Raw genomic sequence first — 15,645 nt, forward strand, 5'->3', positions numbered from 1 at the left:
ATTCCGACACCTGCCTTTCTGTGCTTTCAGTGTGCCTGAAATACCGGAAAAACGCCACCAACCCGGCGTTTCTTTTTGTCAACCAGTGGTTGCCTCCGGCTTTTCCGACGAAAAAAGCCCCGAAAGACGTCTCCTTCGGGGCTTCTTGCCAATAAGTAACGCAGGTTTATTCGACTCCCTCGCCATCACCATCATGACGGTTGTTAAACGCATATTCCGGACACTTGGCCTTTGCTTCCTCCTCGGTCTCATAAGGGCAAGCACGAACACGGCCCTCTGTCTCAGAAAATGCAACGCACATTTTATCATTTCCGGTAGCAAACCGGCGCCGGAACAAGCACCAGAGTTTCTTCATAACATAACATCCTTTCCTGCCGATTGATAATATTATGACAATAATATTATAACGAACCTGACTGAGCTTGTCAATCAGGTTCGTTATTTTTTTATCAAATTCTCAGTGATGCCTTATTCGCTGAAGAATTCCTCATGGATGGCCTTGACCGCCTTCTCGCTGTCCTCCTCGTTAATCAGAACAGAAATCTTGATTTCCGAGGTGGAGATCATGCGGATATTGATGCCGGCCATAGCCAATGCCTCAAACATCTTGGATGCAACGCCCGCAGAGGATGCCATACCCGCACCAACGATAGATACCTTGGCAACCTTGGTGTTGATCGAAACATCCTCATAGCCGAGCATTTCGGCGTTTTCCTCCAGAATTTTGCCGACGCGTTCCGCGTCATCCTCACGAATGGTAAAGGAGATGGACTTTTTATTGTCACGTCCAACCGATTGGAGGATGATGTCGATATTGACATTGTGCTTGGCCATAAGCGAAAACACCTTGAACGCCGTGCCCGGGGTATCCGCTACATTGATAATGGCCACACGCGCACAATTATTATCACGGGCCACGCCCGATACATTCATTTTTTCCATGTGAGAACCCTCCTTGACTTTCGTACCCGGATTGCGGGTAAAGCTCGAAACGACCTCCAGGTCGACGTTGTATTTTTTCGCCATCTCCACCGAGCGATTGTGCAGAACCTGCGCGCCGAGCGACGCCAGCTCCAGCATTTCATCATACGTAATTGCATCCAGCTTGCGCGCATTGGATACGATACGCGGGTCTGCGGTGTATACGCCGTCGACATCGGTATAAATCTGGCACAGGTCAGCCCCCAGCGTCGCTGCAATCGCAACAGCGGTCGTATCCGATCCGCCGCGGCCGAGCGTCGTCACATCTCCGAGCTTGTTGATGCCCTGGAAGCCTGCCACGATGCAGATTTTTCCGTTATCCAGCTCTGCCTGCAGGCGGTCCCCCACGATGCGCTTGATGCGCGCATCCGAATAATTGCTGTTGGTTTCCAGACCAATCTGCCAACCGGTCAGCGACACAACCGAAAAGCCGAGCTTCTGAATCGCCATCGCCAGCAGCGACATTGAAATCATCTCACCGGTATTAAGCAGCACATCCATCTCACGCTTGGACGGATGTTCATTCAGCTCCGCCGCCTTAGCAATCAGGTCATCGGTAGTATCTCCCTGTGCGGAGACCACAACAACCACCTTGTTGCCGGCCTGCGCAGTCTTGGTGACAATATCCGCAACATTTCTCAGCCGTTCGGTATCCGCCACCGAAGTGCCGCCGAACTTTTGCACAATAAGACTCATACTGATTCCGTTTCCTCCTTATATAGCCTGCCGCATACGCGGCCTCGCTCACATGCGTTTCACGGTCGCACCGACCTCGTCGCAGCGCAGCTGTACGGCCTTCCAATGCGGATATTTTTCCGCACAGACCGCCTGCGCACGCGACAGATAGTCGCGGTCCCCCTTATATACCATCGCAACGATAGACGGGCCGGCGCCCGAAATGAATGCGCCCAGCGCCCCCAGCTGCTTCGCCTCGCGGACAATGTCCTCGCCGTTTTCAATCAGGCTGAAGCGGTATGGCTGGTGCAGGCAGTCCCCCGTCGCCACATCCAGATTTTCCAGCTTACCGGTTGTCAGACTGCCGGCAAGCAGCGCCGCGCGCGCCAGATTATACACCGCATCATGATGTGAGATGGTTTTGGGTAATGCTGCACGCGCCTTCTCGGTCGAGAGCTTAAAATCCGGGATAAATACGATAAAGTCAATCGCGCTATGCACCGGCACACGCACGTGATGTACATGGCCATTCTCCAGCAATGCCACGCAGAAACCGCCTAGAATAGCGGGTGTGGAGTTATCCGGATGGCCTTCAATCGTTGCAGCAAGGTCGATGACAGCCTGCCGGTCGAGCGGCTCGCCCAGCAGTGCATTCGCGCCCATAATGCCCGCAACCGTGCAGGCCGAGGATGAACCCAGGCCGCGCGTCTGCGGGATGGCACAGTCCTCAATAATTTTCAGACCGGAAAGCGTCTTACCGCATTCATCGTATACCCGTTTTGCACACTGATAAATCAGATTGCGCGCGTCCTTTGGCACAAACTGACCATTTTTATCCGAAATATCGATGCGCTCGCTTTCTTCCATATCAATCACATTATACAGTTCGAGCGCAATGCCAATGCTGTCGTAGCCCGAGCCCATATTAGCGCTCGTAGCCGGAACAGTAACACGAACCATTTTCCTGTTATCCTCCTCTTACAGCATACGCATGGCAGCACGCACTTCGCCACAAGCGTTCAGCTTTTCCATCTTGTCTTGCATCTCCGACGTGGACAGTTTGCGCGTCTTAACCACCGTCACGCCGTTAACCGGCTCGGTCAGACTTTCCACCGGCAGCAATGCCTCCAAATCACGCGATGCACCCTTGAAACGAACATACCACGCGCTTTGCAGTGTGTCAAGCGGACGCAACAAATTTTTCGACCCATCGCCCCAGAAAATCCGGCGGCGGTGGTCTGCGTGTTCAATGCAGTCAAGCACATCCGCCACAACAGCCGAAGCAGTGGCGAGTTTGCCCGCACCCTTGCCATAGAACATCACGTCGCCCGTGGCATTACCGTTGACCATAATGGCGTTAAACACATCTTCTACCGCGGCCAGCGGGCTTTCCTTATGAATCAGGTGCGGCGCAACATAGGCATAAGCCGTGCCGTCCTCACACCGCACCGTGCGGCCGAGCAGCTTAATCACACAGCCCAGCTTATCGGCGTTGGCTACGTCCTCCAGCGTAATCTTGGTGATGCCCTCGCAGGACACCTGCTCAGGGTCAAACTTATCGCCAAAGGCCAAATCCGCCAGAATACAGATTTTGCGGCAAGCGTCATGGCCCTCGATATCCGCCGTCGGATCCTTTTCCGCATAGCCATTCAGCTGCGCCTGCTTGAGCGCATCCTCAAAGGTGACGCCGTTATGAATCATCTGCGTTAAGATGTAGTTGGTCGTTCCGTTGAGAATACCGCAAATCTCATTGAATTCATTGGCGGCAAGGCATTGCACCATCGGCCGGATAATCGGAATACCTCCGCCGACCGAAGCTTCAAACATATAGTTTACGCCCTTTTCCTCGGCAATTCTGAGCAGCTCCTCGCCGCGCGTAGCAACCAGCTCCTTATTAGAGGTGCATACGCTCTTGCCGGCGAGCAGGCAGCGGCGTGTAAACTCGTAGGCAGCACCCACACCGCCCATGACCTCGGCTACGACTGTAACCTCAGGGTCGTTTTCAATAACCGAAAAGTCGTTAACAAATTTGTGCCCATACGGCAGCGCGGAAAAATCGCGCAGATCGAGCACATATTTCACCTCGACCGGCTGACCAACCACACGCGCGATTTTTTCGGCGTTCATTTCAAACACCTCATATACGCCGGAGCCAACCGTACCATGTCCCAAGATTGCTGCTTTTATCATAATCCCGTTTCCTTTCCTTCGGTTCTATTTTTATTCGAATGTCAGTTTTATTCGGATGCCAGAATTTCCACCTTGCTTACGCCTTCCATCTGTTCCGCACGGCGCAGCAGCTCCTCAACCGAATACTTCATCTCTCCGGTACGGGCGGCAATGGTCACGGATGCCTGACCACGCATCGGAATCGACTGGTTGACCGTCAGTAAATTTGCACCCGAACGGGCCATCAGACCCAAAATGCTCGATAACACGCCCGGTTGGTCGTGCAGCATAAAGTGGAAGGTCACGATCCGATCGGTTGTCGCCTCGAAAAACGGACGCACACCATCTTTATATTTGTAATACGCACTGCGCGACAGCCCGGCGATTTTCGCCGCCTCACTCGCCGTCGCCGCCCTGCCCGAGGCAATCGCCTCATTTGCTTCGATCACACGCTGGAACACTTCCGGCAGCAGTGTGCGTTCGACCAGATAGTATTTTGGTTTTACCATGCGCTGTTTGTCCTCCCCAAAAAGACATGTGTCTTTCTCACGCTTTTCTATCATACCATAAGCGGGCGTTAAGTGCAAGGGAATAACTGATAAATTTCCCGAATTTCCGCACAGGCTTTTGTCGGATATGACAAAGCGCTTGTCCTTTTCTGGTGAAATCGCGTATGGCTTTATCCCCACTGTTGTGATATACTATATAGACTTGTGAAATGAAACCGGAGATTGAAAAAATGCATCAGAAAAGTGTAAATGGTACCTTTACCTCTAAAATTGGCTTCGTGCTGGCGGCGGTCGGCTCTGCGGTCGGCATGGGCAACATCTGGATGTTTCCTTATCGCACCGGACAATACGGCGGTGCGGCCTTCCTCATCCCCTACCTGCTGTTTATCGCTCTGTTCGGCTATGTCGGTCTGTCGGGTGAATTTGCCTTCGGCCGATTGACCGGCACAGGTCCGATCGGCTCCTATGAATACGCGATGAAAACGCGTGGGAAAAAGGGAGGCGCGATTCTGGGCGCCATTCCGCTGTTCGGCTCGCTGGGCATCGCCATTGGCTACTCGATTATCGTGGGATGGGTTTTACGGTGCGCGTTCGGCGCACTGACCGGCACGCTCATATCCACCGAACCGGAAATCTTTTTTGCACAAATGAGCGCCACGCACCTGTCGAGTGTACCGTGGCATGCAATCGTTGTGGTAATGACGGTCGCCATCCTGATTTTCGGCGTTTCGGGCGGTATTGAAAAGATAAACAAGGTCATGATGCCCGCATTCTTCATTTTGTTCCTGATTATTGCGGTGCGCGTGCTCTTTTTGCCGGGTGCACTGGAGGGCTACAAGTACCTGCTCGTCCCTCAGTGGGAGTATCTGCTCAACCCCCACACCTGGATCATGGCGATGGGACAGGCGTTCTTCTCGCTGTCGGTGACCGGCTCGGGCATGATTATCTATGGTTCCTACCTCTCCAAAAAAGAGGATGTTGTCCACTCCTCCTGTATGACCGCTGTTCTGGATACCTGTGCGGCCATGCTCGCAGGCTTCGCGGTCATTCCGTCTGTATTCGCATTTGGACTGGACCCCGCCTCCGGTCCCAAATTGCTGTTCATCACGCTGCCGCGCGTGTTCCAGCAGATGCCGCTGGGCCGTCTGTTTGCATTCCTGTTCTTCATATCCGTGCTGTTTGCCGGTATCACTTCGCTGGCAAACATGCTGGAAGCGGTGTCTGAGGCCGCGCAAACGCGCCTCAAGCTCAGTCGCAAGGTTGCCGTTCTGGTGGCCGGCGCGGCAACGCTCGCAGTCGGCCTGCTGATTGAGCAGGAAGCCCTGATGGGCCGCTGGATGGATATTATCACAATTTATGTTGTGCCGATCGGCGCAATCCTCGGTGCTGTGATGATCTACTGGGTGCTCGGTGTCAAGACCATCAAGAAAGAGCTGATGGAAGGTCGCGACAAGCCCCTTAGCCCGGCATATGATTTTCTTGCCAAGTATGTCTATGTTTTTCTCGCCGCCCTAGTTGTGATATGCAGCTTTGTCATTCCCGGCGGTATCGGCTGAAACAAAGAAAAAGGGAGCGGAAAACTGCTCCCTTTTCTTGTACCGATAAAACAAAATCCCACGGTTTCCCGTGGGATTTTTCATTGCAGGAATCAGTCCTGAGTGTCCGAATGAGTAGGCGCGGCCTTCTCTTCCTCGCCCGACCCCTCTGCCTCAGCGGCTTTGGCAGCGCTTTCCGGCGCCTTGCCAACCTTGGCATCGAGTTCTTCCTTCAGTTCGGTCATCAAATCCTCGCCGACCACCTTATCCGGTACGACTTCGCCGTTATACACCTTGACGAACGTCTCGCCGTCCATGGTTTCGTTTCGAATCAGATACTCCGCTACGCGGGTCATCTGCTCCTGATGCTCGCTCAGCAGCTTTTTACAGGCACGATACGCCTCTTCGATAATGCGATGAACCTCATCGTCAATCTCCGCTGCCTTGACTTCGGAATAGCCCTTGCCCGCTGCAAAATCGCGGCCCAGGAAAATCTCTCCGCTGTCCGAACCGTAATCGATGGGACCGATTTTCTCACTCATACCATAGCTGGTGACCATCGCACGGGCCATCTGCGTGGCCTGCTTGATATCGCCGTATGCGCCGGTCGAAATATCCTCCATCGTCAGCTGCTCGGCTACACGACCGCCCAAGCACACGATAATATATTCTTCCATATATTTCTTGGTGCGGTAGGCCTGATCTTCCTCAGGCAGCGGCATGGTAAAGCCGCCCGCACCGGAAGAGCGCGGAATAATCGTGACATGGTGCACCGGGTCCTGCGTCGGCAGCACATGGAAGCAGATTGCATGACCGGCTTCATGATATGCCGTCAGGCGCTTATCCTTATCGGTGATGATGTGGCTCTTCTTTTCCACACCCATAACCACCTTGAGCAAGGATTCTTCAATCTCCTCCTGAGAAATCAGCTTCTTGTTACGGCGTGCCGCCAGCAGCGCCGCCTCATTAAGCAGATTTTCCAAATCCGCGCCGGTAAAGCCCGCCGTGGTCTTGGCAATATCCGCGAACTTTACGTCCGGGTCAAACTGCTTGTTGCGTGCGTGCACCTTGAGAATTTCCTCACGGCCCTTAACATCCGGCGCGCCGACATAGACCTGACGGTCAAAGCGGCCCGGACGCAGCAGCGCATTATCCAGAATATCCTTACGGTTGGTGGCTGCAATGACGATAACGCCTTCGTTTGCGCCGAAGCCATCCATCTCAACCAGCAGCTGGTTGAGCGTCTGCTCACGCTCGTCGTGCCCGCCGCCGAGACCTGCGCCGCGCTGACGGCCAACCGCATCAATCTCGTCAATGAACACGATTGCCGGCGCGTTTTTCTTTGCCTGCTCGAACAGGTCGCGCACACGCGATGCACCAACGCCGACATACAACTCAACAAAGTCCGAACCGGAGATAGACAGGAACGGCACGCCTGCTTCGCCCGCAACCGCACGCGCAATCAGCGTTTTACCGGTACCCGGAGGGCCAACCAGCAGCACACCCTTAGGGATACGCGCACCGATCTGCACGAATTTCTGTGGATTTTTCAAAAATTCCACAATTTCCTGCAGCTCCGCCTTCTCTTCGTCCGCACCGGCCACGTCGTTGAACGTAACCTTGCGCTTGTCGTCCTGCGCCAGACGCGCGCGCGCCTTGCCGAACTGCATCGGGCCTGCGCCGCCGCCGGACTGTTTGTTCATCATAAAATACCAGAATGCGCCAAGAAGCACAAACAGGATAACATACGGCAGGAACTGCGCCCACCACGGGATGGTAGTGGTTACATAATCGACCTCTTTGAGCGTACCATTCCGCATCTGCTCATCAATGGTTGCGCCAAGCTGCGCCCACCAGATATCACGCGAACCGCCCAAATCATAGGTAACAACACGGTTTTCGTCGCGCAGATGCATGGTCAGCACCGTATCGTCTACCTTATACTGGTCTACCTTACCCTCGGTGAAATAGGTAAACACATCAAAGTAGGTAACCGGCTCGGTTTGCTGGGTCTGGCTGATGACATAGCTGACGCCCGCCAGAAGGAACACCAGAATGATGAGATAAAGGCCAAAGCCCTTCATTTTGCCTTTCAAGTTGGTTTGACACCTCTTCCTTGTTTATATTTACTCGCCGCCGTATACACTCGGCTTCAAAATACCGATATACGGCAGATTGCGGTATTTTTCAGCATAGTCCAGACCGTAGCCGACCACAAATTCATCCGGAATCTCAAAGCCCAGATAATCGACCGGTACATCCACTCTGTGCCGCGCTGGCTTGGACAGGAGCGTACACAGGCGAATGGAGCGCGCGCCGCGCGCGGTCAGCACCTGCATCAGATAGCTGAGCGTTACGCCGGAGTCCAGAATGTCCTCCACAATCAGCAGGTCCCGTCCGTCGATCGGCTGCTCGATATCCTTAATGATCTGCACCTCGCCCGAGGTCTTGGTACCCTTACCGTAGCTCGACACAACCATGAAATCCACGTTGCAGGGCGTGTCAATCTTGCGTGTCAGATCAGCCATGAACACATAGGAACCTTTGAGCACGCTGACGATCAGCGGGTTCTTGTCCCGATAATCCTCGGTGATGCGTGCACCCAGCTCCGCGACCTTGTCCGCCAGCTGCTGCTCGGTAAAATAGATTTCTTTGATATCGTCCCGCATATCATATGCCATTTTTCAATACCCCTCTATTTTTATTTGCATCCGCGCGCCTCCCTGCGGGGAACGCGAACAATCCATACCTATATCCTGCACGGCAATCACGCCGGTTTTATCCGCTATAACCGCCAGCCCATCCCGCTTGCAGCGTGGCACTTTTCGGTCGATGAGCAGTTTTTTCAGCGTCCGACTGCCGCCTTTTTCCGTCAGTCGAATACGGTCACCCGCCTTGCGTGTGCGAACGCACAACGATACGAAATCTATTGTACCACAATCCACGCAAAAAGTATTGAATGATTTGTAAAAAACTTCGTTTTTTTCTAAGACATGCACCGAAACCCGCACGCTGCCGTCCCACAGCAACTGCTCGGATGGAACTGACAGCGGTACCGCCGGCCGCTCCGGTTGGTTTTGCTCGTGTATCAGCCGCAGCACACTATATTCGCGCTGTGCAATAAATCCATGCGGCAGCGCACAGCAGGCGGACGGATTTGCGTTTTCCAGCAGCCGTTCCAGCGCAAAAATATGCTGCGCGGTTACATCCCGCAGCGGCATACCGCTCTGCGCAAGCAAGCGCCGCAGCGCACGCGCGCGCACCGCTGGATGCGCCTGCCGCAGCGGTGCAATCTCCCATGCGCCTTCCGGCCGCGCCGCCTGTGCCAAACATTCCTGCGCCAAACCGCCCAAACAATCCTCATCCTGCCGAAGCAGATTGCCCAGCCGCGCCGCAGCCTGCGCCGCGGACGGCTGAATCGCCCGCAAAGCGGGCACGACCGTGTGCCGGATGCGGTTGCGGGTGTAGGTTTCATCCGCGTTTGTGCTGTCGGTGACATAATCCTGCCCAAGCACCGCAAGATATGCCTCCACCTGCGCGCGCTCCACCTCCAGCAACGGACGGATAATCTGCCCGCGCACGGGTGGAATCCCCGCCAGTCCCTTTGGGCCGGTACCGCGCACCAGATGAAACAGCACGGTTTCCAGATTGTCATCCGCAGTATGTGCCGTAGCAATCTTCGCACCCTCCGCAGCCTTTTGCAGCCGCGCATAACGAATGCGACGGGCGGTCTCCTCCACCCCGCTGCCCTGCTGTACCGCTGCGGATACATCCACGCGTTCGACCGTCAGTTCCACGCCCAGCTGGGCGCACAATGCCCGGCAAAATGCCTCGTCCCGTTCGGACTCCGCGCCGCGCAAGCAGTGGTTGAGATGGAACGCCCGCACCGGATAGCCCAGTTCGTACAGCGCGCGCAGCAGCGCCACGGAATCCGCACCGCCCGACAGCGCCACCAGCACCGGCTCACCCTGCCGCAGCATTTCATATACCGCAATGGTCTGCTTGACTGTTTCCAGCATAAGTTTAGTCTCCATGGATACGGTCCGGGTTGGAGAAGGTCGTGTACTGACCAACCCACTGCAATTCAATCGTACCCGTTGCGCCGTGACGATTTTTTGCAACGATGATTTCCGCGATGTTCTTGTTCTCGCTTTCATCATCATAATAGTCGTCACGATAAATAAACATGACAATGTCTGCGTCCTGCTCGATGGCACCGGATTCACGCAAATCGGACAGCATGGGCCGCTTATCCGAGCGCTGCTCGGATGCACGCGACAGCTGCGACAGACATACCACCGGCACATTGAGTTCCTTCGCCATAATCTTAAGCGAACGCGAAATCTCCGCAACCTCCTGCACACGGTTGTCCATGTGCCGCCCGCCGACATGCATCAGCTGCAAATAGTCGATAACGATAAGACCCAGCTCTTCGCCCAGCCGTCGGCACTTCGCCTTGATTTCGGCAACCGTAATAGCCGGATTGTCATCTACATAGATGTTCAGTCCCGCTAACACGCCCGACGCGCGGGCAATCTTGACCCAATCCTCTTCATCCAGATTGCCGGTTTTGAGTTTCTGTGACTCGATAAGCGCTTCGCTTGACAAAAAGCGGCTGGCGAGCTGCTCTTTGCCCATCTCGAGCTGGAACACGCACACGCCCGTCCCCTTTTTATAACCGCGCGGCTTATCCTTCACACTCGCCTTGGCAGCGTTAAGCGCAACATTCAGTGCAAACGCCGTCTTGCCCATGCCGGGACGTGCCGCAATCAGAATGAGATCGGATTTGTTCAGACCGGTCAGCGCAGTATCGAGCGCATGGAATCCGGTCGACATGCCCGGAATGTCACTATCCGACTTGGCGCGCTCATCCAACTCGGTGTATAGGTCGGCAATAACCTCGCTCAGTTTGGACAGACCTTTGATTTCGCGTCCCTGCCGAATGCCGTAAATCCGCTGCTCGGCCAGTTCCGCAATGCTGGATGCTTCCCCCCGCGCCTCAAGTGCATTCTGCTGAATCTCGCTGCCCGCATCCGCGAGCTGGCGCAGCAGACTCTTATCGCGCACAATGCGCACATATTCATTTACGTTGCGCGCGCCGGGCGTAACCTCCATCAGCTGGAACAAGTACGCGCGGCCGCCCGCTTCGTCATAATAACCCATGCGCGTGAGCATATCGAGTACCGTGACCGGGTCGATGCGCTGCGCGCCGTTGAACATGGAATAGATGGTTTCAAAGATGCGCTTGTTTTCGTCGGCATAGAAGTCGTCCGCGCGCACCTGCTCAATCACCTCAGGGATGCAGTTCGGGTCGACCAGCATCGCGCCCAAAAGTGACTGCTCCGCCGTCAGGTCCTGCGGCACCTGCCGCATCAAAAGCTCATCCAAAACCGCACCGCCTTTCTGCAAAAGGATTCGCTTTGCCGCACTCAGCGCGGCTATCATTCCGCAAACCGTTATGCGGTTTGCATCCAAACGCCCTGCTTTGCCGGGTGTTTGGATACCCCGACTCAGCCGCCTGGGGCGGCGTCATTCGGGTATCGAAGGTCGGTTTCTTCGGAACCGACCTTCGTATATAGGGGGCTTATGAAGCCCCCTATAAGTGTATTACGCTTCTACTACCTGCACCAGAATCTCGCCTGCGATATCCTGATACAGCTTCGCCTTGACGCGATGCACGCCGAAGGTCTTAATCGGCTCTTCCAGCACGATTTTCTGCTTGGGTACGTTCAGACCGTACTGCTTATTCAGCTCCTCCGCGATTTCCTTGGAGGTCACCGCGCCGAACAGACGGCCGCCCGATCCGCCCTTGGCCGGCACCTTGACCGGGCTGACCTTGAGCTTTTCCGCCGCTTCACGCGCTGCCTGCTGCTCCAGCGCAACCTTGCGTGCATGGGCCTCGTCCTGCGCCTTCTTGACGTTCAGATTATCCGCCGTAGCCGGCTCGGCCAGTCCGCGCGGCATGAGGAAATTGCGGCCGTAGCCCTCACTGACCTCGATAAGGTCGCCCTTTTTGCCCTTGCCCTTGACATCGGCTTTGAGAATGACTTTCATAATTGTGTTAACTCCTTTTCTGACTTTCTGTATCTGATAGAAGCCGAGCGGCTCAATGCTCCGCCGGTTTATCGGTTTGCTGATCGGCAAAATAGCCTTGTATTGCCTCGGTTATCATGCGGTCCGCCTCTTCAGGTGTGGTATTTTTCAGCTGAGCACCCGCTGCCGTGTGGTTGCCGCCGCCGCCCAGACGCTCCATGAGTAACTGCACGTTAACCTGACCCGACGCGCGCGCAGACACCGCCATATCATTACCGCTGCGGAACGCCACTACGCTTGCGCGCGTGCCAATAATGCTTAGCAGCTCGTCTGCCGCCTGCGCCGCCGCCACACGGTCCACTTCCTCGTCGGTGATGGCAAAAATAACACCCTGCCCGCAGTCACGCGCGGAAGAAATAATCTTCTGCCGCTCCATATACTGCGTAAAGCTGGACTGGAACAGATGCTTTACGTCGCTCGCCTCTGCGCCCGCACGACGCAGATAGGCGGCCGCCTCAAAGGTGCGCACGCCGGTGCGCATGGAGAAGCCCTTGGTATCCAGATAAATGCCCGCAAGCATTGCTTCCGCTTCGCCCGTCAAAATGCCGCTGGTAGGCACCAGATACTGCAGCAGCTCACTGACCAGCTCAGACGCGGACGACGCGTACGGCTCGTGCAGCGAAACCACTGCATTTTCAATATAATCCGCTGCGCGGCGATGATGGTCGATAACTGCCACCTTATTGATGGATTGCAGCAGCGCCTCGTTTTCAACATACCCCGGACGGTTGACGTCCACCACAATCAAAAGCGTGTTGAAATCGCACAGGATCATTGCATCCTCCGCGCTGATAAACACATCCTTATACTCCGGCAGCGTCTCCAGCCGTTCGATCAGGTCACCTGCCATGGTGTGCTCCCGATCGACCACAACATGCACCGGCTTGCCCTTGACACGGGCCGCGCACACCATGCCGGATGCAGCGCCGATGGCGTCCATATCGCTGTTCCGGTGGCCCATGATCAGCACCTGCGAGGAATCGCGGATAAGCTGGGAGAGCGCATTTGCCACCACGCGGCTTTTCACCTTGGTGCGCTTTTCAACCTCCTCGGTCAGACCGCCGTAAAACTCAAAGGTATACCGGTTTTTGATAACCGCCTGATCGCCGCCGCGCGACAACGCCATATCGATTGCAAGACCAGCGTATTGATAGCACTCCGCCAGTGTTTCGCCATCCTTGCCAATACCGATGGACAGCGTTGCAATAACGCCTTCATGGTTCTGAATATCGCGCACATCCTGCAAAACCGCAAACTTGCGCGCGCTGAGCTTGTCAAGCTCGGCATTTTCAATGATGAAAATGTATTTATCGCGGTCATATTTGCGCAGCACTGCGTTGCAGTCCTTGATCCACGAAAACAACCGTTTATCGATGCCCGCCAGAATGGTCGATTTCTCGGAATCGGTTGCATTTTTGGTCAGTTCCTCATAGTTGTCGATTGCAATGACCGCAATCGCCGGACGGCGGGTTTCCGCTGCGTCGCGCAGCTGTACGTATTCCGTGCAGTCCAGAAAATGCAGCATCATCATCTGTCCCGCGTCACTTTGCACCAGACTGCCGAATACATGATACGCATTCCGTCCCATTCGCAGCTCACCGGGAAACTCGGTCTTCCCTTCAATCAGCCAACGGGTTTCAAAGGTCGGCGCAAGCTCGGTCAGCCGCATATGCCGCGCACCGGCAAACTGCCCGCTGATGTCCGCAAACGCACTGTTTGCCCAGACAATTTCACCCGTCGTTGCCAGCGCCACCACGGTCGGAAGCGGAGAATGCGTCACCGCGGGGTGGATTTCCCCGCCGTCAATCACAATGTTGTCCATCAACGCCTGCATCTGACGGCTGCGCTCTTCCTGACCATGCAGCGCAATCATGCGCAGAATTACACCGATGATAAGGCCAATCAATCCATATATCACGGAAAAATACATGCTGCCCAGAGCAAACAGGAGAAACAACACAAAAAACACTCGGCTGCCCGCCCGAAGCGTTTTTCGAGATGGCTTATTCAACTTCTCGTCCCCCTTTCGGACGCAAAAATTCACGTTAATTATACCATCGCTCCGCAATAATGTAAACAAAAATCGTATAAAGCGTCCCGGTGCTGCGCAGGCCGTATCCCTCCCTCAACATATTGACAGCGGCACCCCCTCAAGGTATGATTATTTTACGAAAGCGAGGCGACGAATTATGGCGCAATATATTCTGGCTCTGGACCAAGGTACCACCAGCTCGCGTGCCATCCTGTTTGACCGCGAGCAGAACATTCTGGCCATCCGCCAGCATGAACTGACACAGCACTATCCGCATGAGGGCTGGGTCGAACAGGATCCGATGGATATCTGGTCCACGCAATATGCCGCGATGCTTGAGGTGCTGGCCGCCTCCGGCGTTTCACCGCGGGAAATTGCCGGCATCGGTATCACCAACCAGCGTGAAACCACCATCCTTTGGGAGCGGGAAACCGGTCGGCCGATTTATAACGCCATCGTTTGGCAATGCCGCCGCACAGCCGATATCGTTGACGGACTTGTGGCGCAGGGTCTTTCCGAGCATATTCGGCAAACCACCGGTTTGATACCGGATGCCTACTTTTCCGGCACAAAAATCAAATGGATTCTCGACCATGTAGAGGGCGCACGCGAAAAAGCCGCCCGCGGCGAAATTCTGTTCGGCACAGTGGATTCCTGGCTGGTCTGGAAGCTGACTGGAGGCAAGGTGCATATCACGGACGCGACCAACGCCGCCCGCACCATGATTTTCAACATCCATACGCTGGACTGGGATAACACCCTGCTGGAGGCGCTTGATATTCCGCGCGCCATGCTCCCGCGTGTGTGCTCTTCGAGCGAGGTGTACGGCACTGTCGCCATACCGGGCGGCGACATCCCAATTGCCGGTATTGCCGGCGACCAGCAGGCCGCGCTGTTCGGACAGACCTGTTTTGCGCCGGGCGACGCAAAAAACACCTACGGCACCGGCTGCTTCCTGCTGATGAATACCGGCACGCAAGCCTGTGAAAGCAAAAACGGACTGCTCACCACCATCGGCATCCGCATTGGCGGTGAAACCCAATATGCGCTCGAGGGCAGCGTCTTTGTTGGCGGTGCGGTCATCCAGTGGCTGCGGGATGAAATGCGCTTTTTCGCGGAAAGCCGCGATGCTGAATACTATGCGAAAAAGGTGCCAGACACAGGCGGCGTATATCTTGTGCCCGCGTTTACCGGCCTTGGCGCACCGCACTGGGACATGTATGCACGCGGCTGTCTCATCGGCCTGACGCGTGGCACCTCTCGTGAACACATTATCCGCGCGGCACAGGAATCGATCGCCTATCAGGTCAATGACCTGCTGGACGCAATGGCACGCGATACCGGCGTGCCGCTGTCCTCGCTGTCGGTGGACGGCGGCGCAAGTCGTGACAGTTTCTTAATGCAGTTTCAGGCGGACATCTCGCACTGTACCATCCGCCGCCCTGTCATCCGTGAAACGACCGCGCTGGGCGCCTGCTATCTGGCAGGGCTTGCCACCGGCGTGTGGCGCAGCCGAGAAGAACTGACACAGCTTTGGCGTTGTGATACATTCTATGAACCGGCTATGGATGAGAATACCCGCCGACGGCTGTTGGCAGGCTGGGCAAAGGCGGTGGGCCGGAGTCTGGACTGGGAGGAACACAACTAAAAG

Annotated in this window: 13 protein-coding genes; 2 read left to right on the forward strand and 11 right to left on the reverse strand. The window is 55.4% G+C overall.

The window, feature by feature from the left end; genetic code table 11:
- Window positions 1–166: 166 nt before the first annotated feature.
- From ACESSO_RS02070 to ACESSO_RS02090, 5 genes are all read right to left on the reverse strand, one after another.
- A complete protein-coding gene (locus ACESSO_RS02070) occupies window positions 167–355 on the reverse strand; it encodes a hypothetical protein (protein WP_373163381.1) in 189 nt (62 codons plus the stop codon).
- Between the two features lie 113 nt (window positions 356–468).
- Window positions 469–1,677 carry an aspartate kinase gene (locus ACESSO_RS02075; protein ID WP_373163382.1) on the reverse strand — a complete coding sequence of 403 codons (1,209 nt, stop codon included), beginning with the start codon at window positions 1,675–1,677 and terminating at the stop codon, window positions 469–471.
- Between the two features lie 48 nt (window positions 1,678–1,725).
- Window positions 1,726–2,616, reverse strand: a complete 891-nt coding sequence (gene thrB / locus ACESSO_RS02080; protein WP_373163383.1) for a homoserine kinase — start codon at window positions 2,614–2,616, stop codon at window positions 1,726–1,728.
- An 18-nt stretch (window positions 2,617–2,634) separates the two neighbouring features.
- On the reverse strand, window positions 2,635–3,846 hold the full coding sequence (locus tag ACESSO_RS02085) for a homoserine dehydrogenase (RefSeq protein WP_373163384.1): 1,212 nt from the start codon (window positions 3,844–3,846) through the stop codon (window positions 2,635–2,637).
- A 47-nt stretch (window positions 3,847–3,893) separates the two neighbouring features.
- Window positions 3,894–4,334: an ACT domain-containing protein gene (locus tag ACESSO_RS02090; protein WP_373163385.1), complete on the reverse strand. Its 441-nt coding sequence runs from the start codon at window positions 4,332–4,334 to the stop codon at window positions 3,894–3,896.
- A 230-nt stretch (window positions 4,335–4,564) separates the two neighbouring features.
- Between ACESSO_RS02090 and ACESSO_RS02095 the strand changes: the two genes are divergently transcribed.
- On the forward strand, window positions 4,565–5,890 hold the full coding sequence (locus ACESSO_RS02095) for a sodium-dependent transporter (protein ID WP_373163386.1): 1,326 nt from the start codon (window positions 4,565–4,567) through the stop codon (window positions 5,888–5,890).
- A 92-nt stretch (window positions 5,891–5,982) separates the two neighbouring features.
- Here the strand turns inward: ACESSO_RS02095 and ftsH are convergent, their stop codons facing one another.
- The 6 genes from ftsH to ACESSO_RS02125 all read right to left on the reverse strand — a co-directional run bounded on the left by ftsH (window position 5,983) and on the right by ACESSO_RS02125 (window position 13,973).
- Complete coding sequence (gene ftsH / locus ACESSO_RS02100) at window positions 5,983–7,953, reverse strand: ATP-dependent zinc metalloprotease FtsH (RefSeq protein ID WP_373163618.1); 1,971 nt, start codon at window positions 7,951–7,953, stop codon at window positions 5,983–5,985.
- Between the two features lie 42 nt (window positions 7,954–7,995).
- The gene (gene hpt / locus ACESSO_RS02105) at window positions 7,996–8,550 is read right to left on the reverse strand and encodes a hypoxanthine phosphoribosyltransferase (protein ID WP_373163387.1); all 555 of its coding nucleotides are present in this window, start codon (window positions 8,548–8,550) and stop codon (window positions 7,996–7,998) included.
- A gap of 3 nt (window positions 8,551–8,553) precedes the next feature.
- On the reverse strand, window positions 8,554–9,888 hold the full coding sequence (tilS, locus tag ACESSO_RS02110) for a tRNA lysidine(34) synthetase TilS (RefSeq protein WP_373163388.1): 1,335 nt from the start codon (window positions 9,886–9,888) through the stop codon (window positions 8,554–8,556).
- A gap of 4 nt (window positions 9,889–9,892) precedes the next feature.
- Entirely contained in the window at window positions 9,893–11,314 is a 1,422-nt protein-coding gene (dnaB, locus tag ACESSO_RS02115; protein ID WP_373163389.1) for a replicative DNA helicase, read from the reverse strand.
- A gap of 162 nt (window positions 11,315–11,476) precedes the next feature.
- Complete coding sequence (rplI, locus tag ACESSO_RS02120) at window positions 11,477–11,923, reverse strand: 50S ribosomal protein L9 (RefSeq protein ID WP_295945583.1); 447 nt, start codon at window positions 11,921–11,923, stop codon at window positions 11,477–11,479.
- A 52-nt stretch (window positions 11,924–11,975) separates the two neighbouring features.
- Window positions 11,976–13,973, reverse strand: coding sequence for a DHH family phosphoesterase (locus ACESSO_RS02125; protein ID WP_373163390.1), 1,998 nt, complete (start codon window positions 13,971–13,973; stop codon window positions 11,976–11,978).
- Window positions 13,974–14,151: 178 nt separating this feature from the next.
- On the opposite strand from ACESSO_RS02125, the gene glpK reads away from it, so the two are divergent.
- On the forward strand, window positions 14,152–15,642 hold the full coding sequence (glpK, locus tag ACESSO_RS02130; protein WP_373163391.1) for a glycerol kinase GlpK: 1,491 nt from the start codon (window positions 14,152–14,154) through the stop codon (window positions 15,640–15,642).
- Window positions 15,643–15,645 lie beyond the last annotated feature (3 nt).

It is taken from the genome of Agathobaculum sp. Marseille-P7918 (assembly GCF_964248325.1).
In the GTDB taxonomy this organism is placed as follows: Bacteria; Bacillota; Clostridia; order Oscillospirales; family Butyricicoccaceae; genus Agathobaculum.

Excerpts from the sequence above, each read along its gene's own strand:
- hpt (WP_373163387.1), bottom strand. The coding sequence starts at position 8,550 with ATGGCATATGATATGCGGGACGATATCAAAGAAATCTATTTTACCGAG.
- ACESSO_RS02085 (WP_373163384.1), bottom strand. The coding sequence starts at position 3,846 with ATGATAAAAGCAGCAATCTTGGGACATGGTACGGTTGGCTCCGGCGTA.
- ftsH (WP_373163618.1), bottom strand. The coding sequence starts at position 7,953 with ATGAAGGGCTTTGGCCTTTATCTCATCATTCTGGTGTTCCTTCTGGCG.
- glpK (WP_373163391.1), top strand. The coding sequence starts at position 14,152 with ATGGCGCAATATATTCTGGCTCTGGACCAAGGTACCACCAGCTCGCGT.
- ACESSO_RS02095 (WP_373163386.1), top strand. The coding sequence starts at position 4,565 with ATGCATCAGAAAAGTGTAAATGGTACCTTTACCTCTAAAATTGGCTTC.
- ACESSO_RS02090 (WP_373163385.1), bottom strand. The coding sequence starts at position 4,334 with ATGGTAAAACCAAAATACTATCTGGTCGAACGCACACTGCTGCCGGAA.
- ACESSO_RS02070 (WP_373163381.1), bottom strand. The coding sequence starts at position 355 with ATGAAGAAACTCTGGTGCTTGTTCCGGCGCCGGTTTGCTACCGGAAAT.
- dnaB (WP_373163389.1), bottom strand. The coding sequence starts at position 11,314 with ATGATAGCCGCGCTGAGTGCGGCAAAGCGAATCCTTTTGCAGAAAGGC.
- ACESSO_RS02075 (WP_373163382.1), bottom strand. The coding sequence starts at position 1,677 with ATGAGTCTTATTGTGCAAAAGTTCGGCGGCACTTCGGTGGCGGATACC.
- tilS (WP_373163388.1), bottom strand. The coding sequence starts at position 9,888 with ATGCTGGAAACAGTCAAGCAGACCATTGCGGTATATGAAATGCTGCGG.
- thrB (WP_373163383.1), bottom strand. The coding sequence starts at position 2,616 with ATGGTTCGTGTTACTGTTCCGGCTACGAGCGCTAATATGGGCTCGGGC.
- rplI (WP_295945583.1), bottom strand. The coding sequence starts at position 11,923 with ATGAAAGTCATTCTCAAAGCCGATGTCAAGGGCAAGGGCAAAAAGGGC.